Origin of the sequence: Mucilaginibacter auburnensis, assembly GCF_002797815.1 — a bacterium.
GTDB lineage: Bacteria > Bacteroidota > Bacteroidia > Sphingobacteriales > Sphingobacteriaceae > Mucilaginibacter > Mucilaginibacter auburnensis.
The window spans coordinates 1,190,388-1,215,661 of sequence record NZ_PGFJ01000001.1 but is presented as its reverse complement, the minus strand read 5'-3'; the positions used below and the strand labels follow the sequence as shown (position 1 = coordinate 1,215,661).

The 25,274-nt window shown below is 39.3% G+C and carries 20 protein-coding genes; 4 read left to right on the top strand and 16 right to left on the bottom strand.

The window, feature by feature from the left end:
* The first annotated feature begins 519 nt into the window (after positions 1–519).
* The 3 genes from CLV57_RS05320 (at position 520) to CLV57_RS05310 (ending at position 5,081) form a co-directional block, all read left to right on the top strand.
* Positions 520–1,593, top strand: coding sequence for a glycosyltransferase family 4 protein (locus CLV57_RS05320; RefSeq protein ID WP_157799073.1), 1,074 nt, complete (start codon positions 520–522; stop codon positions 1,591–1,593).
* A 69-nt stretch (positions 1,594–1,662) separates the two neighbouring features.
* A complete protein-coding gene (locus CLV57_RS05315) occupies positions 1,663–3,999 on the top strand; it encodes an SLBB domain-containing protein (protein ID WP_100340285.1) in 2,337 nt (778 codons plus the stop codon).
* A 2-nt stretch (positions 4,000–4,001) separates the two neighbouring features.
* Positions 4,002–5,081 carry a Wzz/FepE/Etk N-terminal domain-containing protein gene (locus CLV57_RS05310; RefSeq protein WP_100340284.1) on the top strand — a complete coding sequence of 360 codons (1,080 nt, stop codon included), beginning with the start codon at positions 4,002–4,004 and terminating at the stop codon, positions 5,079–5,081.
* Positions 5,082–5,132: 51 nt separating this feature from the next.
* Here the strand turns inward: CLV57_RS05310 and CLV57_RS05305 are convergent, their stop codons facing one another.
* The 5 genes from CLV57_RS05305 to CLV57_RS05285 form a co-directional block, all read right to left on the bottom strand.
* Positions 5,133–5,777 carry a hypothetical protein gene (locus CLV57_RS05305; RefSeq protein ID WP_100340283.1) on the bottom strand — a complete coding sequence of 215 codons (645 nt, stop codon included), beginning with the start codon at positions 5,775–5,777 and terminating at the stop codon, positions 5,133–5,135.
* Positions 5,778–5,917: 140 nt separating this feature from the next.
* Entirely contained in the window at positions 5,918–7,252 is a 1,335-nt protein-coding gene (locus tag CLV57_RS05300; RefSeq protein ID WP_100340282.1) for a nucleotide sugar dehydrogenase, read from the bottom strand.
* Between the two features lie 159 nt (positions 7,253–7,411).
* Positions 7,412–8,812, bottom strand: coding sequence for an undecaprenyl-phosphate glucose phosphotransferase (locus CLV57_RS05295; RefSeq protein ID WP_100340281.1), 1,401 nt, complete (start codon positions 8,810–8,812; stop codon positions 7,412–7,414).
* A gap of 116 nt (positions 8,813–8,928) precedes the next feature.
* Positions 8,929–10,329, bottom strand: a complete 1,401-nt coding sequence (locus tag CLV57_RS05290; RefSeq protein ID WP_100340280.1) for a UDP-glucose 6-dehydrogenase — start codon at positions 10,327–10,329, stop codon at positions 8,929–8,931.
* 232 nt (positions 10,330–10,561) lie between these two features.
* The gene (locus CLV57_RS05285; RefSeq protein WP_100340279.1) at positions 10,562–10,990 is read right to left on the bottom strand and encodes an RrF2 family transcriptional regulator; all 429 of its coding nucleotides are present in this window, start codon (positions 10,988–10,990) and stop codon (positions 10,562–10,564) included.
* 168 nt (positions 10,991–11,158) lie between these two features.
* On the opposite strand from CLV57_RS05285, the gene CLV57_RS05280 reads away from it, so the two are divergent.
* Entirely contained in the window at positions 11,159–12,472 is a 1,314-nt protein-coding gene (locus CLV57_RS05280) for a cation:proton antiporter (protein ID WP_100340278.1), read from the top strand.
* A 43-nt stretch (positions 12,473–12,515) separates the two neighbouring features.
* Here the strand turns inward: CLV57_RS05280 and cysN are convergent, their stop codons facing one another.
* The 11 genes from cysN to CLV57_RS05225 form a co-directional block, all read right to left on the bottom strand.
* Entirely contained in the window at positions 12,516–13,766 is a 1,251-nt protein-coding gene (gene cysN / locus CLV57_RS05275; protein WP_100341318.1) for a sulfate adenylyltransferase subunit CysN, read from the bottom strand.
* A 58-nt stretch (positions 13,767–13,824) separates the two neighbouring features.
* Complete coding sequence (cysD, locus tag CLV57_RS05270) at positions 13,825–14,730, bottom strand: sulfate adenylyltransferase subunit CysD (protein WP_100340277.1); 906 nt, start codon at positions 14,728–14,730, stop codon at positions 13,825–13,827.
* A gap of 2 nt (positions 14,731–14,732) precedes the next feature.
* Positions 14,733–15,332 (bottom strand): adenylyl-sulfate kinase, encoded by a 600-nt coding sequence (gene cysC / locus CLV57_RS05265; protein WP_100340276.1) that lies wholly within the window; start codon positions 15,330–15,332, stop codon positions 14,733–14,735.
* A gap of 142 nt (positions 15,333–15,474) precedes the next feature.
* On the bottom strand, positions 15,475–17,169 hold the full coding sequence (locus tag CLV57_RS05260; RefSeq protein ID WP_100340275.1) for a capsule assembly Wzi family protein: 1,695 nt from the start codon (positions 17,167–17,169) through the stop codon (positions 15,475–15,477).
* Positions 17,170–17,178: 9 nt separating this feature from the next.
* Positions 17,179–18,870, bottom strand: a complete 1,692-nt coding sequence (locus CLV57_RS05255) for a capsule assembly Wzi family protein (protein ID WP_100340274.1) — start codon at positions 18,868–18,870, stop codon at positions 17,179–17,181.
* Positions 18,871–19,040: 170 nt separating this feature from the next.
* Positions 19,041–19,985 carry a GDP-L-fucose synthase family protein gene (locus tag CLV57_RS05250; RefSeq protein ID WP_100340273.1) on the bottom strand — a complete coding sequence of 315 codons (945 nt, stop codon included), beginning with the start codon at positions 19,983–19,985 and terminating at the stop codon, positions 19,041–19,043.
* Between the two features lie 45 nt (positions 19,986–20,030).
* Entirely contained in the window at positions 20,031–21,143 is a 1,113-nt protein-coding gene (gene gmd / locus CLV57_RS05245; protein WP_100340272.1) for a GDP-mannose 4,6-dehydratase, read from the bottom strand.
* A 13-nt stretch (positions 21,144–21,156) separates the two neighbouring features.
* Positions 21,157–21,909 (bottom strand): WecB/TagA/CpsF family glycosyltransferase, encoded by a 753-nt coding sequence (locus tag CLV57_RS05240; RefSeq protein WP_100340271.1) that lies wholly within the window; start codon positions 21,907–21,909, stop codon positions 21,157–21,159.
* 208 nt (positions 21,910–22,117) lie between these two features.
* Positions 22,118–22,741 carry an HAD family hydrolase gene (locus CLV57_RS05235; protein WP_100340270.1) on the bottom strand — a complete coding sequence of 208 codons (624 nt, stop codon included), beginning with the start codon at positions 22,739–22,741 and terminating at the stop codon, positions 22,118–22,120.
* Positions 22,742–22,745: 4 nt separating this feature from the next.
* Complete coding sequence (locus tag CLV57_RS05230) at positions 22,746–23,432, bottom strand: acylneuraminate cytidylyltransferase family protein (protein ID WP_100340269.1); 687 nt, start codon at positions 23,430–23,432, stop codon at positions 22,746–22,748.
* A 2-nt stretch (positions 23,433–23,434) separates the two neighbouring features.
* Positions 23,435–24,985, bottom strand: coding sequence for an aldolase catalytic domain-containing protein (locus CLV57_RS05225; RefSeq protein ID WP_100340268.1), 1,551 nt, complete (start codon positions 24,983–24,985; stop codon positions 23,435–23,437).
* Positions 24,986–25,274 lie beyond the last annotated feature (289 nt).

Sequence of the window (25,274 nt, the reverse complement as noted above, 5' to 3'; positions counted from 1 at the left end):
TCCGGCAGATGTTTAAAAAGTACGACAGAGTAATTCCCGGCTGTCCAAATTTACTCATTTTTTCACACCCTACCATTATGTGCTTCTAAAAAAATATAATATTTTAAACAAAAAGCCCATTTGTTTAAAAAAATACCATTCAATTAACTAATAAAATAAAAAATAGCACATTAAAAAGTACTTTTGCCGATAACGAATATTTTTCCATCCCGAAGTTACAACGCTTGTATGGTTAAAAAACTTCGAAGCAATATTACCAAGTATAATGCGCATAGTAAATACAATGAAATTGGTATATTGTTTACAATTAATAAATATGACAGCGCATATAATTATCTGCACAAATAAGTTGAGTTACAAAACAACTTAAAAACAATATTGGTTTTATTTAGTTAACATCCGTAGTTATTAAACTCCACACCTATTACAAGTGTGCGTTACAGCCAACAGGCTAAAAATATCCTTAAAGCGTGTAATTTTGAACCACACTTAAAGAAGGTGCTCATCCAAGAAATGACAATGAAAGTAGCATTTGTTACCCGGTTAAATATTTACAAAATTTCGGGTGGCGATACTGTTCAGATTGAACAAACTGCAAAGCAGTTAAGAAATTTAGGCGTTGAAGTGGAAATGATCAGGTCTGTTGACGCTATTGATTACGATAAATACGATCTGCTGCATTTTTTTGGTATTCCGCGTCCCGGCGATATAGCCTACCACAGCAAGAAATCAAAAAAGCCGTTCGTTGTTTCAACTATACATTGCACCTACGGTGATTACTATAAATTTAACAGGCAAGGGTTGGGTGCTGTTTTTGCTTACATGTCATCAGATACTATGGAGTATTTTAAAACCATAGCGCGATGGTTAGTAGGTAAAGATCATCGTCCGTCTATAAGTTATTTCTTAAACGGCCAGCGAAAGACTATTATTAATGTATTAGAAACGGCTAATTTTATATTGCCTAATTCCGACTCGGAAGGCAACAGGCTCAAAAAGCTGTACACCCCTTCGGTAAGGTCAATATCCATAATAAACGGTATAAACCCCGAGAAATTTGAATATGATGCTGAAATAGCCAAAGATGACCTACTGGTAATTTGCGTTGGAAGAATTGAAAATAGAAAAAACCAACTCAACTTGATCAAGGCATTAAACAACACACAATATAAGCTTGTATTAATAGGCGAACCCTCTGCCAACCAAATGGACTATTATAACCGTTGCAAAGCGGCTGCAGCACCAAACGTTACTTTTTTAAACCGCATACCGCATGATGAACTGGTTAGTTATTATCAGCGTGCCAAAGTGCATGTTTTAGCAAGCTGGTTTGAAACAACAGGTTTGAGTTCGTTGGAAGCAGCAGCCATGCGTTGCAATATTGTAATAACTGAAATGGGAGACACAAGGGCCTATTTTGGCGACGATGCTTTTTACTGTTTACCGCAAGATCCTCAAACCATACGAACTGCTGTTGACGAGGCAAGCAAAGCACCACTTAACGAGCAGTTAGCATTAAAAATAATAGCTAACTGCACTTGGCGAAAAGCAGCTGAGCAAACATTGGCTGCCTACAAGTTAGCAATAGCATAACTAAGCGTAACTGCCTGATTTATTTTAGACGGATAATAATTTATATTTGTAAAACTCCACGAACATAGAATGCGTAACATCTACCTATTTTTAATTATATTATTTACTTTTTCATTTTTATCAACGGATACGTTTGCTCAGATCTCGTCTGATAAAATTAAAAATGCAAAAGTAAGCCAGGCCAGTGATGAACAAATTACAGCGCTATGGAATCAAGCCAAAGACAGAGGTTTGTCTGAAAGTCAAATTTATGCTTTCCTTATTCAGCAAGGCATGCCTGAAGGTGAGGTTGAGGAATTAAAAAACCGCGTTACATTGCTTGGTTTAAATAGCAAACCTAAAACCACTTCAACTTCTGCTCCTGCAAAAGTTGAAAATAAGGATAAGGTTGGTGCAGAGAATAAAACGGCTTCGAATCCTCCTCCGGTAAAAAAAATAACGCCAAAAGAAGTTATAAAAGAGGTGAAAACACTACCCATTTACGGTTTAGATCTGTTTAAGCAAACCAGCCTCACGTTTGAGCCAAACGCCTCGGCACCAACACCAAAAAATTATATACTCGGCCCTGGTGATGTGGTGATTGTTTTATTGACAGGCTTAAATGAAAAGCTTACACAGTCGACAATTACGCCAGAAGGTAAGTTACTGATTGAACATGTTGGTTCAGTTCAGCTAAGTGGTTTCACCATTGAACAAGCTACAAGTGTGATAAAGAATGCCATGGCTAAAACTTACCCTGCAATTGCTGCAGGCAGAACCAAGCTTACTGTAAATTTAGGTACCACAAGACGCATAAAGGTTATGGTAACCGGAGAGGTGAACACCCCGGGAAGCTATACCATATCAGCTTTATCTACGCTGTTTAATGTACTCTATTCTGCTGGTGGGCCCAACCAAAACGGATCTTTGAGGTACATACGCCTTATCAGGAATAACAAGGTTATTAAAACGGCAGACTTTTATGACTTTTTGCAAAACGGACTTGCCACAGATAACGTGCGAATTGAAGATCAAGACGTTATTAGCATACCGGTTTATAAAAAACGTGTTGGCATAAGCGGGGCGGTTAAGCGCGAAGCATTGTTTGAGTTAAAAGATAATGAAACGCTGGCAGACCTGATAAAATATGCCGGAGGCTTTACGCCTAATGCTTACCAGGGTATGGCCCGACTTACACAAGTGAGTGATCTGCAAAAAGATGTTAAGGATGTAACAGCAAATACATTTGCCAACTACATTCCGCGTAATGGCGATATGGTTGCGATTGACGTAGTAGCCGACCGTTACAGCAACAGAATTGTATTAGAAGGAGCAGTTTATCAGCCGGGCCCATATGAGTTAACAGCTGGCCTTACACTATCGCAATTATTAAAAAAAGCTCAGGGTTTAAAGCCTGAAGCATATATGGAAAGGGGCTACATAAAAAGAACAATGCCCGACCTTCAAAAAACCGCCATATCTTTTGACCCGCGACAAATTATTGAAGGGAAAAATGATTTCCCGCTGATGCGAGAAGATTCGGTGGTGATATTGGGTCAAAACTTGTTCGTCTCCAACCAAAAAATAACTGTTAACGGCTATGTTAGAAACCCGACCGAGATAGAATACAGGAAAGGTTTGAAATTGGTTGACGCGATTGCTATTGCCGGCGGATTTGATGACCAGGCAGCATCGCACCACGTAGAGGTATCGCGTGTTATAAAAAATAACGCCGACAGTGTTGCAACGCAGGTTGTAACAACCTATATGGTTAACATGGACGACCCGACTGATCCGAACCGTGAAATAGCTTTAGAACCCAGAGACGTTATTAGTGTACGCGGGCTGGTTAATTACCGTGAATTAGGTAGTGTAAAAATACGAGGCGAAGTTGCGTTCCCTGGAGATTACCCTATCAGAGAGCGCAACGAGGTAGCCCAGGAATTTTTAACACGTGCAGGTGGGTTAACGCCATATGGATCATTAGAGAACGTGCAGATCTATAGAAACGGTGTAAGGGTAAACGTAAACCTGCTTTCAACTAAAACAAAGAATGTCCTGTTGCCTGGAGATAGCGTTTTTGTTCCGCGTGTTATTTCATATGTTGAAGTGGCTGGCGCTGTAAACAATCCGCAATTTATAGCCTACAAAGGCCGCAATTTTAAATACTATATTAATTCAGCTGCAGGCGCTACAGAGAACGCTCGTTTGAAAGGCGCCTATATAAAATATCCTGACGGATTGAACAAACCTGTACGTCATGTTTTATTTTTCAGGTCATACCCTCCTGTAAAACCCGGAAGTAAAATTGTTGTACCCGAGAAAAATCCGGAGATCAAATTTAAATTAGGAGCAGGAGAAATTGGTGGCGTAGCTGCTATATTGTCGGCACTTGTAAGTATGGTTGCAGTTTTATCAAGAAAATAAGCATGGGCCAGCATAACAATCCACCGGTTTTTGAGAAAGATTTCTCTTTAAAACAAATGGTAATTAGTGGTTTTAAAGACATTAAATACCTATGGCAATTTAAAACACATATAGCAGTTGTTATTGTAGTTGGAGCATTGATAGGCGCGCTTGCTGCTTATTTCAAAAAACCAACCTATACGGCGCGGCTAACCTTTGTGGTTGACGATTCAAAGTCATCAAACTCACTTGGCGGTTTATCATCACTTGCCGGGCAGTTTGGTTTAAATGTTGACGGAGTAGGCGGCGGAAGCGGTGTTTTACAAGGCGATAACATACAGGAACTGGTAAAAAGCCATAACCTTATAAAGAATACCCTAACCACTGCATATGATAGCACCTCAACCCTGGCAGACAAGTATGCAGCAATTTATCATCTTGATGAAGACTGGGTGGAGCACAGCCCTGATGGTAAAGTTGTTAAGTTTCCGTTAAACGGAAACAACAATACTTATTTGCAGGATAGCTTGTTACATGAAATGATTGAACGCATTTTAGATAATGGGCAGTTCAAAATATCAAAACCTGATAAAAAGCTTGGCTTTTTTGAATTAAATACAACTTTCAAAGACGAAAAGCTGTCGCTGTTATTTTGCCAACGCATTATGCAGCAATCAATAGACTTTTACATAAGTACAACAACCAAAAGGTTAAAGAATAACATTGACAGGCTGCAAAAGAGATCTGATAGCCTTGAGCGTGTTTTGAATAACAAAACCTATTCAGTATCGGCCACCGAGCGTACAGCGCTTGACCTTAACCCTGCGTATACCGAAGAAGGGGCAAGAGTTGAGGTTCAACGCAGGGACAAAGTTGTTTTGAATACAGTTTATTCTGAGACATTGAAAAATCTCGAAGCAAGCAAAACAATGTTGGTTCAGGAAACGCCTACTGTACAACTTGTTGATCAGCCGGAACTGCCTTTGAAGAAAAATAAATGGAAATACTGGATAGCTATTACCGCTGGTATTTTGGTTGGGCTTATTATTTTCTCAACCGTTAAACTCTCCATGCGTCCGGAAGAGGAAAACAATAATCAATAAATTACGCGATTAAAAGGGCGGCGGCTACAATGCTGAATCAGGCGTAATATGCTACAGCTTTATTGACTTAACTTTAATATTATCTACAGACCAACTCTCATCGCACTTTTGGTCGGGCTCATTATACTGCCTTAGTTTATCCATACATTTTACAACCAGGCTACCATCTGTGTGTGAGAAAGTTTTTGTTATGCGGTACATACTGGTTCCGTTTGGCGCGGTGGCTTTACAAGCAGGTGGTAGATCAATCATAGCTGCACCCGTTTTAGGGTTATTATAATTATTTGGATATGTATTGGGATAAGACTGCGGATCACAGAAATAACCCGGCTGACATGTTGTGTTAGAAAATGTTGTTGAAATGTACTTTTCGTCATCGCCAAACATTTCCCAAATATCCGGCCCGTCTGGATTAACCTTGTTACCATCCCAGCTATCATGAATATACAGATCAAACGATACGGTTATCATATCGTGTTTTGGCAACCCCGTAAGATTTAAAGAAAATCCCCCGTTATTATATCTGCCCAGTACCTTGGAGCCGTTATAGGTTTCAATAGCGCCTCCGGTTATATTATTCAAATTATTTGTTTCAAAATCATTACTGTAAACCTCGCTGGTACTGGCTATTTTATCTTTGCAGGAACCGAGTAAAGAAATAACGAAAATTGCGGGGAGTAGTGATTTTCTGTTCATTTAGAGAGTGTTGGAAATCAGACCTAACTCTTCAAAAATAACGTTTTAACACCTCAATTCATAGACATTTTATATATAAATGCGAGACATTATAAGGGCAAAAACTATTGAAGATGATGCCTGTTTGCTTCTATGAAAATCTATAACCGGCCATCCACCAATTGCTTGTCAAGCAAGCCTTTAATATCATACAATACCGATTTAGGCGACTTTTTAAGGGCATCGAAATCAACGTTCAAAAATTCATTATGCGGAACAGCAAGTATAATGGCATCAAACTTCCCTTTTAAGTTATCAAAGCTTTTTTCTGTTTTAATATTGTACTCACCCATCACCTCATCAGGATCGGCCCAGGGATCAAGCACCTGGTAATTGGCTTCAAAGTCAGCAAACTGTTTTATGATGTCAATAACACGCGTATTGCGCACGTCAGGGCAGTTCTCTTTAAAAGTAAAGCCAAGCACCAAAACGTCAGCGCCTTTAACAGGGAGCTCCTTCTTTACCATCAGCTTTATTACTTCAAGCGCAACGTGAGTGCCCATTCCGTCATTTAACCTGCGCCCGGCCAATATAATTTCCGGATGGTAGCCGGCTTCCTGCGCCCGCTGGGCCAGGTAATAGGGATCAACACCGGTACAATGCCCTCCTACCAGGCCTGGTTTAAATGGTAAAAAATTCCACTTAGTCCCGGCTGCTTGTAAAACTGCCTGCGTATCAATTTCTAAAAGAGCAAATATTTTCGCCAGCTCATTTACAAACGCTATGTTAATGTCTCGCTGAGAATTTTCAATAACCTTAGCCGCTTCTGCAACCTTTATTGAAGGTGCTTTGTGTGTACCAGCAACTACAATGCTTCGGTAGAGTTCATCTATAAAATCAGCAGCCTCTGGCGTTGATCCTGAAGTGATCTTTAAGATGTTAACAAGCGTATGGATTTTATCACCGGGATTAATACGCTCCGGAGAATACCCCACAAAAAATTGCTTATTGAAAATTAATTTAGCGGTTGATTCAAGTATTGGGATACAAACTTCCTCGGTAGCGCCCGGAAAAACTGTTGACTCATAAATAACTACATCGCCTGTTTTTAATATGCTTCCCACCAGTTTACTGGCATCTTTCAGCAAACCCAAATCAGGCCTGTTATGCTTATCAGTAGGAGTTGGTACGCAAATAATATAAACGTTGCAGCTTTTTATATCATTCTCATTTGCGGAGAAGATAAGTCCGGAAAAGGTTTCTGCTGAAGAAATTACACTGGCAAGGCTCTCTTGCTCAACTTCTAAAGTGCGGTCAAAACCTTGCTTCAGTTCAGTAATCCTGTCATCTTTTTTATCAAAGCCAACAACCTGATATTTTTTGCTGAACTCAACTGCCAATGGCAAGCCTACATAACCTAAACCAATAACGGCAATACGCACATTATCAGGCTGTTTAAATAAATTAGTGTTTTGCGCTGTTTGCTTACCAAGCATCGTATATTATTTCATAGTTAAATAAGATTGCAATATAAGATTTAGTATTAAATGATAAGTAAGCACCATTTAAATAAAGCCAACAACACTACCCAAATTGATATACTGATATCAAATATTAGCAGACTTTAGGATATGAAAACTTATAGCGATATATATCTAAAACGCGTTTTCTTCCCCTCTGATACTGTTCCAAACAGTAAGGAAAATGATCTTCATGTCAAGTAAGAAAGACCAGTTCTCTAAATACCATACGTCTGCTTCAACCCTGTGAAGCATAGCGTCGGTTGTTTTGGTTTCGCCGCGGAGGCCTTTAACCTGAGCCCAACCTGTAATGCCTGGTTTTAAGAAATGACGGATCATGAAGCTGTCAATCAACTCGGCATACTGCTCTGTGTGGCTGATCATGTGCGGGCGTGGACCAACTACAGACATGTTGCCGATGATAACATTGAAGAATTGCGGTAACTCATCTATGCTGGTACGGCGCATAAATGCACCAATTTTGGTTATCCTATCATCGTCGCGGGTAGCCTGGCGTTTGTCTGAGTCTGCATTCACTTTCATACTTCGAAACTTATAACACATGAAAGGCTTGTTGTCTCGTCCTGAGCGAAGCTGCGTAAAAAACACAGGGCCTTTTGATTGCGATTTTATAATAATTGCCAGGATTGGGAAAAGCCAGCTGAATAAAAACGTAATAACAAGTATGGAAAAAACAATGTCAAATAAGCGTTTGATAAACCTGTTCAACATGTTTTCAAGCGGTTCGGGCCTAACCGATATTACGGGTATATTGCCAAAACTCTGTATCAGTACGGGCTTAATACCGTAATCATAATATTCGGGCACAAACCTAAACCTTATCAGGTTTCTGTCGGCATCGCTCATCAACTGCTCAATTTTGCTTTTTTCTGATACAGGTAATGCGCAAAATATCTCATCAATCTTGTTGTTCAACACGTAGTTTATAGAATCGCCCGTGCTGCCCAGGTACATGTTTTTATCTTCAATGCCCTGCGGGTTATCATCAAAAAAACCAACCAAATTATAGCCCAGGCCAGAGTTTTTTCTGAAATATTGCTGCAGATCATTTCCAACCCGTCCGGAGCCAATAATTACCACATTGCGCAAATCGTATAATCGCGTTCGGTCACTCTTCCTGATGGTTAAGAAAACTAATTTCCATACTACCAGCAAAACACCAAACAAAACTGCCGAATAAGCCAGATACCCCCGCGTTATGAAATATTGCTTGGTACCTATAACTATCACAATAAAACATATTATGCTGATAAAGAAAAAATAAGTCCTTATAACGTTCCTGTATGTTTTGATGGAGTCTTTGTTAAGCACCTGCTCATACAAGCCTGTTAAGTTGGCAGAAAGCAGCCACGTAAAGTTAAATACCAGTACAATAGGTAAATAATTTACATTATTCATCCAAAACACATATTCTTTCCCCTCTAAATAATAAGCCAAAACCATTGCAACATTTAAGCTTATGTAATCAAAGGTTAAGTTAATTGCCTTAATAAATGTGAGGTATCTGTGGTTCATAAATAAATGATGGGAAAAAATTAAATTGAGGGTCTAAAAAATATCATTATAATATAAACCTATTCATGTCTTAATGTCAATATGGGTGCTTGGTCTAAACAAAGTGAAGTTCTATATTAATTTGTCACTCCAATAGACCTAACCTGGAAGCCAATGGCTTTCAGTTCGGCTGCATTTAAAATGTTTCGCCCGTCAAATATTTTTGCCGGCTTAAGCATATTATCATAAATGCGCTGCCAATCATACGTTTTAAACTCATCCCATTCCGTTAAAACAGCAATGGCGTGCGTATCCTTACATGCCTCATAAGGATCCTCATAACACGCGACTCCATTAGCGTTAGCTGCCGGCTGGCGTGTTTCCAAATAATCCAGATCTGCATAAACCTGTTTAGGCTCAACCTTTGGGTCATACACCTTCACAACAGCCTGCTCATTCAGCAGCAAATCTGCCACATAAATAGCTGCAGACTCTCTGGTATCGTTTGTATCTTTTTTAAAGGCCCAACCTAAGAATGCTATTTTCTTTCCGGAAACGGTATTGTACAAATTACGAACAATATTTAATGCGAACCGTCTTTTTTGATGATCATTCATAATGATCACCTGCTCCCAGTAATCAGCGACTTCTTTTAACCCAAAAGAACGCGATATGTAAACAAGGTTTAATATATCCTTTTGGAAGCAAGATCCGCCAAAACCAACTGACGCTTTCAAAAACTTTGATCCAATTCTGCTATCGGTACCTATTGCCCTGGCCACTTCATTAATATCAGCTTCTGTTTTTTCACAAAGTTCTGATATCGCATTTATCGATGATATACGCTGTGCCAAGAATGCATTTGCTACCAGCTTGGAAAGTTCAGACGACCATACATTAGTTGTCAAAATTCTTTCCCTTGGTATCCAATTAGCATAAACTTCAACTAACGACTCGATGGCCTTTAACCCTTCATCTGTATAATCCCCCCCTATCAATACCCTGTCAGGGCTGAAAAGATCTTCAACTGCTGTACCCTCTGCCAAAAACTCAGGGTTAGACAATATTTGAAATTTAACACCGTTGCCTACGTTTTGAAGAATATCTCTTAAAACCTCTGCCGTACGAACAGGTAAAGTAGATTTTTCAACTATAATTTTATCAGTTGTTGAAACGCGCGCTATTTGCCTTGCACACAATTCAATATATTTCAAGTCTGCGCCCATGCCTTTTCCGCTACCGTATGTTTTGGTTGGCGTATTAACAGATATGAATATCATTTCGGCATCGCGTATGGCATCATCAACTTCCGTTGAAAAAAACAAGTTTCTACCGCGTGCTTCAGCTACCACATCACTTAATCCAGGCTCATACACAGGTATATTTTCGGTATCAGGATCATTCCAGGCAGCAATCCGGGCTTCGTTCATGTCAACAACCGTTACTTTGATATGAGGGCATTTTTTTGCTATAACAGCCATTGTAGGGCCACCTACATAACCAGCGCCTATACAGCAGATACTTTTAACAGACGTCATTTTGTTTAAGTTAATTTAGAAGAAAGACGAGCCTCTTTTTGAATTATACCAATGAAACAAATATAAAAAAACTCGATGTTTTTTATCAAATATTTAAAATAAAAAGCCATTTATAAAAAATAACTAAATTTCGCTTTTACAAATCCTTGATTTTCTTTTTGAAGAAATTTTTTTTTCAGTATAACTTAAAGTTGCTCCTCAAATTTTAATTTTTATTTAATAACATTATTATTTAATCCTCTGTTTCAGATCGTCTCACAATTTCTGCCAAGGTAGCATTCTTCAACGTATTTACAGTTTGAGCACGTAATTCAGCAAACACTTTGCGTATACCACAGGTTGCCTCATCCTTACACTCATCGCACCTGCGGTAGTACTTATACGTAACACAAGGTAATAAAGCTATAGGCCCGTCAAACAAACGCATAATGTCTGCCACATTGATCTCCTCGGTGCTTTTAGCTAAGAAATATCCGCCATCCTTTCCTTTCTTACTGTTCACCATTCCGCCCCGCCTAAGCTCCAATAATATCGCTTCCAGAAATTTCCGAGAAATGTTTTCGCTCTCTGCAATTAACGGAATAGGTATTGGTGTATCCTTGGGCTTGCTGGCTAAAAAAACAAGTGCATTTAAAGCATACTTTGTCCGCTTAGATATCATAAATGATTTGCTAAAAATTAAAGCAAGTAAAGTTAACAAAAGCAAGTTATTTGCAGCATCCTAATGCTTTTGTTAACATACATATAATGCTGAATTGGTTAAAATCATTAAAAATCAGTTTAAAAAGATATTAAGCATATATTTGTCTACAAAAGTTATAGATTTAATATGGTATCAAAACTCAACACGGCGGAGACATTACACTTCTTGTTAATACTTACTGTAATGCTTGTTGCTGCACGTGTGTTTGGTGAAATATGCCGGAAACTAAAACAGCCATCTATTGCCGGGGAAATTCTGGCCGGGATCTTACTCGGCCCATCTGTTTTAGGCGGGTTGTTCCCAGGTCTTTTTAATGGCCTTTTCCTCGCAGAACCGAGAGCTTATGGCGCTTTTGACGGCATTGCTAACGTTGGAATTATATTACTGATGTTTATTGCCGGATTTGAAGTTGACTTAAAACAGATACGCGCCAACGGCAAGCAGGCGGCCAGTATTAGCCTGATGGGTATTTTATTCCCTTTTGCCGTTGGGTTTGCAGCCGTTTGGTTATTTTACGATAGAGTATTTGTTACTGAAAACGGCAATCAATTATTAACCGCGTTATTTTTTGGAACGGCACTATCCATAACTGCATTATCTGTTATTACCAAAATACTAATTGACCTTAACTTGCTAAAAACCAAGATTGGCAACCTTGTAGTTACGTCTGCCATGATTGACGACTTTTTGGGCTGGATACTGTTTTCGTTTATTATCGGAATGATGCATACCGGAAAAGAAGAAGGTTCATTCAGCTCCACGCTTATAGTGCTCGGCTTTATAATTTTCATGATCACTGCCGGCCGTTGGTTGGTCAATAAATTACTGTCGGCTGCACAAAAACATCTAAAAATTGGTCGCGTTATTACACTTGCTATCTGTTTGTGTTTTTTAAGTGGTATAGTAACAGAGTATCTGGGCATAAGGGCTGTTTTCGGCTCCTTTTTAATGGGCATTGCTATTGGCGACTCGGTTTTCTTTACCGAACGCCATAAGCTCATACTGCACCAGTTCACCGTAAACATTATAGCTCCCTTATTTTTCTGTTCCATTGGCTTAAGGTTAAACTTTGTTAATGATTTTAACCTTGAAGTGGTTGCAATAATACTGGCAGTTGCATTTATTGCCAAGCTAATTGGCGCCGGCTTAGGGAGCAAAATGAGTGGGATGACCAATAATGAATCGCTTGCGGTAGCATTTGGCATGAATGCGCGCGGCGCTCAGGAAATTGTATTGGGTATGTTAGGCGTGCAGGCAAAACTGATAAGCGAACAGGTATTTGTTGGGCTGGTGGTAATGACTGTTTTATCAGTTGTGATATCTGGTCCGGCAATGCGTTATTTCTTTGTTAAAGAACAACAACGGCTTGCGGGAGACAGGGATAATTTAATTGCTTCTGCGTCTTCATCAACAACATCTCAAAGCAAAATGGGCGTTTAAAAACGCCCATTTGTTATTCCTTAATATTAATTTTTATTAGCAGTTATTGCAAACCGTATATGGTTCCGGCGGCAACAGTTTCGTTAGTTGCTTCATCAATTAATATTAATGAACCGGTTATGCGGTTTATACGGTATTCATCAACCATTAATGGCTGGGTGGTTCTTATTCTTACCCTTGCCATATCATTCATCTTAATATTGGCATCGCCCTCAATTTTTTCCATAGTGTTGATATCAAGCTTATAAGTCACCTCCTTGATCATAGCCATCACCTCACGAGAGGTATGCTTGAGGTAGTACTTAGCACCTGGTCTTGGCCCCGCAGCGCGCATCCAGCACAGCATAACGTCCAGATCCTGGGTTGCCACTGGTAGACTATCAGATTTTACAATCATATCTCCTCGACTAACGTCAACATCATCCTCCAATGTTATCGATACAGACATCGGCACAAAAGCTTCCTCTACAGGGCCATCAAACGTATCAATTGATTTAACTTTCGATGTTAAGCCTGAAGGTAAAACAGTCACCTCATCACCCGTTTTAAGTACACCTGCAGCCATTCGGCCTGCGTATCCCCTGTAATCATGATACTCTGTAGCGTGCGGCCTTATAACCGTTTGAACCGGAAAACGCACATCCATATGATTATAATCGCTGCTGATGTGGATGGTTTCTAACGTATCTAACAAACTTGAACCCTGATACCAAGGCATATTTTCAGAACGGTTGACCACATTGTCGCCATTAAGGGCGCTCATGGGTATGTAACGGATGTCGTTAATGTCCAGTTTGCTTGCAAACTCATGGTATTGTTCAACCACTTTATTGAAAACGTCTTCTGAGTAATCAACCAGATCCATTTTGTTGACGCAAACCACCACATGTGGTAATTGCAGCAACGAAGCAATGTAGGAGTGTCTGCAGGTTTGTTCAATTACACCATGACGCGCATCCACCAAAATCAAAGCCAGGTTAGCTGTTGATGCACCGGTAACCATGTTACGCGTATATTGAATATGGCCCGGGGTGTCGGCAATAATGAATTTACGTTTCGGCGTAGCAAAATAACGATAAGCTACATCAATAGTAATCCCTTGCTCACGTTCTGAACGAAGTCCGTCTGTTAATAAGCTTAGATCTACGTGTTGTAGTCCCTTGCGCTCACTTGATTTTTTAACGGCTTCAAACTGATCTTCAAAAATTGATTTCGAATCGTATAACAAACGACCGATCAAGGTGCTTTTTCCGTCGTCAACACTGCCTGCGGTAGTAAAGCGTAATAGTTCCATAATATTTGTATAGGGCGTGGCACGCATGCCTTACGCCAATTTCATTAATTGCTTATAATTAAAAATATCCCTGGCGTTTTCTGTCTTCCATTGAGGTGTCAGATCGCTTATCATCGCTACGGTTACCGCGTTCGGTACTACGGGTACCAGCTACCTCCATAACAATCTTCTCAAGCGTGTCTGCTTCAGATTCAATTCCGCCTGTTATAGTAATATCACCCAAGGTGCGGAAACGCATTAACTTATTCTCCACCTTTTCACCTTCCCGCAGTGTAATAAATTCCGAAACCGGCAACCATGCACCATCTCTATAGATTACGTCGCGATTATGGGCAAAGTAAAGAGAAGGGATTGCGATATTCTCCTGTAAAATATAATTCCACACGTCCATTTCGGTCCAGTTACTTATGGGGAATACCCTGAAGTGTTCGCCCATACGTTTGTGCCCGTTAAAGATGTTCCAAAGCTCCGGACGCTGGTTTTTAGGGTCCCACTGGCCAAAATCATCTCTGTGCGAAAAAAATCGTTCTTTAGCACGGGCTTTTTCCTCATCACGGCGGGCGCCGCCAATTGCTGCATCAATTTTATTACGCTCAATGGCGTCTAAAAGTGTTACAATCTGCAATTCGTTTCTGCTGGCATTCATGCCGGTCTCTTCAACAGCCCTGCCATTGTTAATAGCCTCCTGAACGGAGCCAACAATTAATTGTACGCCTATATCTTCAACCAGTTTATCTCTGAATTCCATTGTTTCAGGGAAATTATGTCCGGTATCAATATGAATTAATGGCATAGGTACACGGGCCGGCCAAAAAGCCTTACGCGCCAAATGAGTAACCACTATTGAATCTTTACCTCCCGAAAATAAAATAGCAGGCCTGTCAAACTGCGCCACTACCTCCCTTATCACATAAATGGCTTCTGCTTCTAATTCCTGGAGATGATTAAGATAATATTTTTGCATTTTTAGCTTAATAATAATTTTGGAAGCACAGCCTCCAAAATGGTATTTACCAACTGATCTATTGTTTGATTAACTGTATTAACTTGTAAGTCTGGATTTTGAGGTTGCTCAAAAGGAGAGTTGATACCTGTAAAGTTGCTTATCTCACCACGGCGCGCTTTTTGGTATAAGCCTTTAACATCACGCTGTTCGCAAACTTCTAATGGTGTATTCACAAATACTTCAAAAAAATTACTTCCTAACAGATTTCTGATCAACTGCCTGTCTTTTTTAAACGGTGATACAAAGGCCGCTGTTACAACCAATCCTGCCTCACACATTAATTTAGCTACCTCTCCTATTCGCCTCAAATTCTCAATCCTGTCTGATTCTGAAAAGCCCAGATCACTACTCAACCCACATCGTATGTTGTCTCCGTCCAGGCTAAAAGTTTTAATGTTTTCGGTGTGTAATCTACGTTCAAGCGCATTAGCCAAGGTTGTTTTTCCGGCTCCGGATAATCCGGTAAACCAAATGCAAAGCGCCTTATGCCCATTCATCTTTTCACGATCAGGCTTGCTTATATCATAAGCTTGATTTATGAGATGAATCCTCTCTTTCATGAAAACATTGATAAAATATATCCGGTTTAACCTTCATGGCACCGAAAATCAAACATTTATCGGGCTTTTATCACAAATCAGATAAGCTGCAAATATATTCTTTTTTGTGGTTATTGTTGAGTACAATACCATAAAAGGAATACTAAAACCTATATGTTACACCAAGTTGGGCATGCAGGTTGTAAACCGTGTTGTTAGGAATGTAATAGTTATCGGGTGTGTAGTTTTTGAGTATCCACTGATAGTTGAATGATCTGATGGTTTTAAGCCTGGCGTTAAAAATCAAATTTTTATAATTCCACTCTCCTTGTAAAGAAAATGCCAGATCAACCCACTTACGACTGTTTCCATTAATGTCTGCAAAAGTTTCGCGATAGTAATCAACGTCGTGCTCATAACGCTCTATGCCAAAACCTAAACGCTTTAACCCTTTCATCCAGCTAACACTCATAGATTGTATGTTACCACTTGGCCCGGTACCTGCTCCTAATACCTGGCCAAAATTGGTATGCCCTTGCTTTACGTCAAAGTTATAATACCAGTAAGAAACCTCCCTTATAGCAGCTTCAGCGCTTTGTAAAGATGTTTGCGTTATTTCAGTATCAAACATTATGTACTCGCCATTATGCCCGTTGATAGGGAAGAGTTTCCGTAAACCTAAAATGTACGCTCTTGAGTGTTCCGGCGATCCCACAAAATCACGTATATTATAAAGATTATCCTCCCAACCATATTCAAAATAAATCTCAGCATTTACTTTGTTGAAAAGCCATCTGACATATAATGATGTTATCTGATCGCGCGGAAAAGCGTCGCCGGCGCCGTTGTTGGCGTCTCTCTTTTGAAATGGAACCAAGAAAGGAATAAAATCTCCTACTCGCTTATTATCACTATAATATGAACTGAAAGTACGCGTCATACCCAGCGTAAGCCCGGGCACCCATTTAGGGTGGTAATTTATATTATAGCCGGTAAAATATCGTTTTTCATCCTTCTGGCCAGGTTTAGATGTTACCCATGACGGCTGGGGAGGTGTAGACAAAGCTGTCAGGCCGGAGTTTTGCAGAATGCCTGCCATAATTTCACCCTCAAAATAACCGATGCCTGTTCTGATTGGTCTTACTGTATTAACCGAGATATGTTGAAAGCCGGGCGCATTATTAGTAAGTACCAATGCATTAGAAATGCCTGGTCCCCACCATAAATTTTCGTTTGAAACCCCTATAGAAATTGGATCAAATGTTAAACGAATACTGCTGGCACCCAATGTTGCTTTTTTATAAGCTGTGTTTCCAAAGCGTTCAGGGTAATCAATTACTGAGTGTAAACGATAATAACGCGCTATGTCCTGAATATCATGTCCCGATTCAAAACCGTCAAACGGGGGATTAGCCGCGTAAACAAAATCAGGCCGCAACTGGATGGACAACGGTCCGTATTTGAAATATATACCACCGCTAATTTGTGTTTGGTAACCTTTGGCCGGTATCATGGTGCCATCATTCCAGCCATATGGGTGATGGCTATTAAATTGCTGCAGTATTGTAAAGGGTAAAACCCTGAATAAACCTTTACCTTGCGCAAAGGTGGCTACATCGGGTTTGTTCCAGTTTGTTTTTAAATTACCTTCCGGATCAAATATATCATTTACCTTAAGTGCCTCGGCAAACAACGGCCTTACCGAAAAAGATAAATTAGAATCAACCTTGCCAACTAACTGCATTCTGCGGTAATAATCCTCTATAGCCGGCGTTCCAACGGGTACAGTTTGCGAAAACAGTTTTGCTGAAATTAGTGAAGAAACAAAAAGAGCTGTTAAGAAAATTGCGTTTTTCATAATTCCTTGCTAAAATCTGTAAATAGCACCTAACTGCATATGAAAATTAAAAGCATTTACGCCATTATTGAATAGTATATCATTAGGAACCTTGGTATACCATTGATAATTTAACGAATTTATAGCCTGTAGTTTTCCGCTGAAAATAAAGTTCTTATAGTTCCACTCACCGCTAACCGCGGCGCTCAGATCAACCCAATGCCTGCTATAATCTCCACTATCATAAAATATATAATAGTAAACATCATTATCATGCACATATCTTTCTAACTGTATCCCTAACCTTTTTAAACCTTTAACCCAGCTTACATTCAAAGATTGTATGTTACCTCCAGGCCCTATACCTGCACCAAGCACCTGCCCATAGTTGGTATAGCCCTGCCTGATTGATTTGCTTACATACCATTCATTTCCCGCCCGCACTTTAGCAACCGAGTTTTCCTGCAGTTGCGTTACCTCCACGCCTATCAAAATATTCTCGTCAGTTGCCTTGCCAAATGGTATCATTTTTCGCAATCCAAATGTGTAAGCTCTTGATGTATTAGGAGATAAAAAGCTTTGCGTTAAATTTTTGGAGTTGTTGTAGTGCCCAAATTCAAAGTATACCTCTGCATGTTCTTTGGTCCACAACCAACGCATAAAACCAGATGTTATCTGGTCTTTCTTTCTTAAGGCCTCGTCAGGAGCTGAATTTGAACTGAACGGAAGGAAAAGCGGAAGGTAATCTGTTATCCCGCTAACATTATTACCATACATTTGCTGCACCTGGCTAACACCTAAAAATAAACCGGGCACCCACTTAGGTTGCCATGTAACAATTGCGCCCGTTATAAAACGCCAATTATCCGGTTTAGGCACATATAGGTTGTTGCCAAAATAGTATTTATCTGGTGTTAAAGGAGCATAATTTGAATTACTTAGTTTACCGCTTATGAGCTGACCTTCAAACGATCCAATAGATGTTTTAACCGGGCGTGAAGTGTTTAAGGTTAAATGCGGAAAACCCGGCGCATTATTACTCATCAATAATGAATTTCTGATGCCCGGCCCCCACCAAAGGTTTTCAGTGGATATGCCTGCTGATAGCGCTTTAAAGTTTAGCCTGATACTGCTCTGTCCCCAGTATATCTTGCCATAAAGGTCGTTACCAAAACGCATAGGCAGATCTATGTTATTATAAACATCATAATAACGGGCAAAAATAATTTCAGACTGTTTATTGTTAAGGTTGTCAAAAGGTGAGTTAACGGCAGCGATGATCTCTGGTTTAAACTGAACTGTTACAATGCCTTGCTTAGCAAATATACCGCCACTTATTACCGTTTGAAATCCTTTGGCCGGAATCATGGGTCCATCATTCCAACCGTATGGATGATGACTGTTAATTTGCGTGTTAATGCTGATTGGTAAGGCGTCAATAGTTAGCTTTCCGCCGGCACTCTTCCAATGCCCGTCTGTTGATGGTTCCCTTACCTCATTCGGATCAGGAAAAAATGTATCCAGCGGTTGAGTTTCGCTTAACTTTGGAAATATAGGCCTTACAGTGAATGAAACATTGGTATCCGCTTTTCCTAACAGTTGTGCCCGTCTGTAATAATCTTCGGTAACAGCTCCAACCTGTAAAGATTGCGCCAGCAAGTTAGATTGGTTTGATAGTATTATTACTACAATAGCTACAATGAACCTGATGTTTTTATTCATGATTACCTGCTAAATCTATAAGATTGTTATCTGACAAGAAAGGCATTAATTGATATCCTGTTGAAAATAAGCAACTACCCTACCCCACAAATATTGGTATAATCAGGTTACCCTGAAAGAAATAAATTACATCATAAAGTGTTAAACTACTTTATGATGTAATTACTTATCTATCGTTCTGCAACAAGCGCACCCTTACTTAAAAAGTCCTGGTAAGCTAATTTAATACCTTCGGCCAGCTCAATTTTATGCCGCCAACCAGCGTTGTGTAGCTTAGTTACATCCATCAGTTTACGAGGTGTACCGTCAGGTTTGGTATGATCAAAATCAATCTCTCCTTTGTAGCCGGTGATCTCTTTAACAAGCAAAGCTAAATCTTTTATAGAAATGTCTTCTCCTGTTCCAATATTCACCAACCCCGGCTCATTGTAATTTTGCATCAGGTAAAAACAAGCTTCTGCTAAGTCATCAGCAAATAAAAACTCACGTTTAGGTGAGCCGGATCCCCAAATGGTTACCGTAGGTAGGTTTTGCTCAGCCGCCTCATGGAAACGTCTGATCAAAGCAGGTAACACATGCGAATTTTGCGGGTGGTAATTATCGTTAAAACCATACAAGTTAGTAGGCATTACTGATATATAATTACAACCAAACTGTGCCCTGTAAGCATCGCACATTTTTATACCGGCAATTTTGGCAATTGCATAAGGCTCGTTAGTTTCTTCAAGCGGACCTGTTAACAGGTAATCCTCTTTTAATGGCTGTGGTGCCATTTTCGGATAGATACAACTTGAACCTAAAAACATCAGCTTTTTTACGCCGTTTAAGTGCGAACTATGGATGATATTGTTTTGTATCTGCAGGTTTTCATATAGAAAATCTGCACGATAGGTGTTATTGGCAATTATACCTCCAACCTTTGCAGCAGCTAAAAATACATAGTCGGGCTTCTCTGTTTCAAAAAACTCGCTAACAACAGCCTGGTTTCTTAAATCAAGCTCTGCAGAAGTTTTAACCACTAAATTAGTATAGCCATTTTTTTCAAGCGTTCGCTGAATGGCAGACCCAACCATTCCTCTGTGCCCTGCAATGTATATCTTAGATGATTTATCCATCAGTATGGTTTGTAATAATGATTAAATGTTGGGTGCTTAATAAGCTTATTCAAATTGGTTTTTAATAACGTAACCAGATTCTTTAAGCAATTTTTCTCTTCTGAAAAGGTTAACATCGGCTTCAACCATCTCTTTTACCAAGCCTTGTAAATCGTATTTAGGTTCCCAACCTAACTGTTTTTTAGATTTAGACGGATCACCAATTAACAGATCTACTTCTGTTGGTCTGAAATATGCTTTATCAACGGCAACAACTTCTTTACCAATCTCTATCTGAAAATCAGGGTTGCTGCAGCTTACAACATAACCTTTCTCATCAACACCTTCGCCTTTAAACTCTACGGCAATGCCAACTTCGGCAAAGGCTAACCTAACAAACTCTCTAACACGGGTTGTTACACCTGTAGCAATAACATAATCTTCAGCCACATCTTGCTGTAGTATTAAATACATCGCTTCAACGTAATCTTTAGCGTGGCCCCAGTCGCGCTGAGCATCTAAGTTACCCAGGTATAATTTGTCCTGCAGTCCCATTGCAATTTTAGCAGTTGCCCTGGTAATTTTACGGGTTACGAATGTTTCTCCACGAAGCGGACTTTCGTGATTGAATAAAATACCGTTACAAGCGTAAATTCCATAGGCCTCACGGTAGTTTACAGTGATCCAGTATGCATACATTTTAGCGACAGCATAAGGTGAGCGTGGGTAAAATGGAGTGGTTTCAGATTGTGGAACCGCCTGCACTAAACCATACAACTCTGATGTTGATGCCTGGTATATTCTGGTTTTTTTCTCTAATCCTAAAATTCTGATAGCCTCTAATAAACGTAAGGTACCTATACCATCAGCGTTAGCAGTATATTCGGGTGTATCAAAGCTCACCTTTACGTGAGACATAGCACCTAAATTATAAATTTCATCAGGCTGAACCTGTTGTATGATCCTTATCAGGTTGGTACTGTCACTTAAATCGCCGTAGTGAAGTATTAATTTTTTGTTATCGTCATGTGGATCCTGGTATAAATGATCTATACGATCCGTATTGAACAACGAACTACGACGTTTAATACCATGAACCTCGTAACCTTTAGAGATTAATAGTTCGGTTAAATAGGCACCGTCCTGACCAGTAACCCCAGTTAATAAGGCTTTTTTCATAAATTTTATTTTTTTATCGTTTGAAAAGTATCCGTAAATGTTCCAAAAACATCAATCTCATAAAAGTAGCATTTGTTATGGCATATCTCTTATATAATCTTTTAGGCTCTTGAATTAACCTGTATAACCACTCCAGGCTTGCGTCTTGCATCCATTTTGGAGCTCGCTTTTGCATACCTAACATAACCGGTAAAGCTCCGCCTATTCCCACCATTACGCCCCTGTTTATTTTAGTATGCATTTGTGCCATCCAATTCTCTTGTTTTGGACAACCCAAGCTTATAAACAATATATCGGCAGATACACTGTTTATTTCACTGATTATTTGCTCGTTCTCCTTAGGTGACAGCGGTCTGAATGGCGGACAAATTACTGTAAGTTTTATATCACTATGGCGTTCGGCTGCGTACTCTTTCAATTTCTCCACTACGTCTTCTGAGCCTCCGTAGAATAAAACTGAAAGCTTTTCGTCGTTCGCTTCCCTAAGGAGGTCAGGCAATAAATCCATGCCCGCAACCCTATCCTGATTGATCTTGTATATAGATTTTATGCCTTTAGCCAAAGGCATACCATCCGGAGTTACAATAGCTGCGCTGTTAACTTTATCAGCAAAAGTTGGATCGTTATAGGCCTCAACCAACATATGTACATTAGCAACGCAAACATATGATGCTTTTGGAGCCTTAGCTAAAGTTAGTATTTCTGTAAGAAATTCTTTGTAAGGGCCAATTGAGATATCTAAAGATATTAACCTTCTTTTTTGCATCAACTAATACACGTCTAAAATTATTGTAAAAATAAAAATATTAAGCGTTTAAACGAATTTTAATATTATTCTTTTGATTTTATTGCAAATTTGATATTAATGCAAGCAAAAATGCTTAAGCTAATGCTTTTACTTGCCTCTATGATTCACTTAGTGACGCAGAGCGTATTGGTTTCTATCAATATCAACATCCGATGAAAAGCCAATCTTAAACCCCGAATTTACTTATGTAGCCTACTCCTAAGTGTGATAAAGCCGGATTGTTATAACCTATAAACGAAATATTGTTAGCAACACAGGCATCATAGTCATTAATGGAATCGCCTACTAAACATGTTTCAGCGGGATTGTATCCGTTTTCAGCAATGATATTTTTAACGTTCTCAATTTTAGTTACAGGTGAACCATAAACCGTTTTAAAATATGATGACAGCCCAAGTTCCTGCAACAAAAATCTAAGCTCATTTTGCTCAGAACCCGAAGCTATATGAAACTGATATTTATCATAGTTATTTTTGATAAACTCAACGCTATCCGAAATCAACAAAGATTTATCAGTCAATGCTTTACGCATAACATCTGAAAACCTCCCCGCATAGGCGTAAACTTCTTCTTCAGTTATTTCTTTGCCTAATATGGTATTATAAAAATACTTTATTTTGTTAAACCTTGATAAACCACCATTAGCATGGTGGTAGGCCAGCAACTCATCAACCTGGTGAGGAGGGTATTGATCAAAGATCATTGAGAACCCGCGCTCGCGAGTCGGCATTGAATCTTGAATTACACCATCGTAATCCCAAATAACGTTTTTATAACCGGTTAACAACATGGTATTAAAGAACAAATTTTTGATATAGAACTTCTGTTATTTCAAAATCTTCCACCCAATCAACATCAAATGACTTGATCTTTCCTAACTCAAATTTATATGGCTTGGCGCCTAACCTGTCTTTAAACTCGACGTAGTTAGCGCGGCTGTTAATAAACATGGCGCTGTTTAGCTCATAAAACACCTTCAGATCCTGCGTGCGCGGCCATTTTAGCTTTTTACTATCATGGCTAATGTATTCCATGCGCTCTTCATCCCACAAAAATTGCTGTATTTTACTTACGCTAACTAAGCTGTCGTAACCATTTTGCAATTGTTCCTTATAAACATCAACTGCTTGTTCATAGTCTGAAGCCAATACTAAAGGCGATGTAACATGCACCCAAAATATATGTTCTGCATCGGTTACTTCCGGCACGTAGTTGATTAAATCCTGCAGGTTAGTTGATGACAGACAAAGGTGTTCGGGGCGTTGAACGATCCTTACTTTGCTTGAGTTAATAGCCTCGGCGACTTTGATGCTTTCCGGATCATTTGTTGACAGAATTATTTCATCAACGTTTTTAACGTCAATAAGTTGCTTGAGCTTTACCTCAAGCAACCCACCTTCAATGCCGGCAAAGGGTTTAGTGTTTTTATTTACAACCCGTTCGCTTCCTTTACGCGTAGGAAGGAAAAAAACTATCCCCATAACTATTCTTCGATAAGTGAATAAATAGACACCTGATCTAATGAATATAAAGTTGGGGTTAGCGAATATACCTTTTTGCCTGATTCGGCAAATTTTGCAAAGCTGTACTCGTTTTCATTGAACAACGCCTGTTCGTTTGATGTAATGCTCACTTTAGCATAACCATCGTAACCTGCTATGTAAATGTTCTCGACGCCCATATCTATCACCGCTTGTAAAGCCAAAGCAGTGTGAGAATCCTGATTACGATTAGTAAAGCTTACTGTTGGCAACTCAAAAGAATGCTCAATTACAGCATCAGGAATGTAGGTTCCCATTTTACGTGGGAATGGTGGCAATACGCACACAGCGCTAACCTTATCAAGGTCTTTAAAGGTTTTTTCTAACCTGTGACCTTCATTACCTACCAAGCAGAAAAACTGTGGATGTGTAATATCTGCATATGCCCAGCTATTTTTTGAGCTGGCATGAATAACACAAATATCTTCCTGCTGACGAATAAATCTGATCAATCCTTCTGAATGCTCAATTGCTCCGGCACCGCCGCCAATGATAACAGCATTTTTATATTTGAATTTGCTACCATCAAATTTAGGCAGCTCAAGGTTATCTTTTTGTCCTTTTGATTGGTTACTTAGGCCTCTTATTATACTGTTAATAGAATAAGAACGTTTTGAAACCCAATCCATAACGTCTTTTTGAGGCAATGAATTTGCACCTGATACCATGTAAGGCAAGTTAGTGCCCCATCCGTATTGAGCTTGCAACTCTTCAAAATCCGTTACAACGTTAGCCAAGCTGTTAAAATCAACGTCAACTTTGTCTTTAGTAGCCTGGTGAGTAAGTATCAATTCGGTTTTTAAGTTGCCGGCACCACGGCCCATACCTGTTACTGTAGCATCAACCATATCACATCCAGCCTCAATTGCAGCAAGTGAGTTAGCAAAAACAAGTTCGATATTGTTATGACCATGAAAACCAATAGGCATGCTCAGCAAAGCTTTACATTTCTTAACCAGGCGTGATACATCTGCCGGGTAAACACCACCGTAAGAGTCTACCAAACTAAAATAATCAACAATCCCTTCCATAGCCGGCAATTGCTCAAATATAGCATCAGCCTTATCATCAAGCAGACTGCTCATGTACATCATGTTTACAGCAGCTTCAAAACCTTCGGCCTTTATCGCTTTAGATAATTCAATAGCATTTGGGATACGCGTAGGCGCTACGGCCATACGCACAATATCTACCAAGCCTTTACATGGCTCTAACAGTCTTGCAACTTCCTCCGGTTTAACGTCTTTCTCGTTAAACATAACGGCAATTTTCTTACTCGGAACGAGACTTCTTATCTTCTCTAATATAAATTTAGGGCAATAAAAATATTTTCCCTCATAGCCATACCTTCCGTTATTTCTATATCCCACCTCTATATATGAAACAGGCAAAGCTTCCATTGCCTTTAAATATGTTTCAACTAACTTGTCATCAAAGTCCCATCCGTTGTAATAACCTCCGTCCCTTAGCGTACAATCGAGTATTTTATACATATATTTTTTTTGTTTTATGGCGTGGTAGTGTAAAAACTTACTTAAAAGCTATTTTATGATGTTAAAGTAATGATAACGGCACATTAAACGTATGTACGCTTAGGGGTAACCAAAGGTAGTGTTTAATTACAACCAACGGTTGTTTGCTATCAACAAGGTCAAATATAATACTTTTTTATAAAGATGAATAAAAAAACTAGCCAATTATTAAAAATTTCATAATTAAAAAAACCTTTAATTACGAAACTCGCTACGTATTTAAATTACACCATTTATATTACAGGCTGAA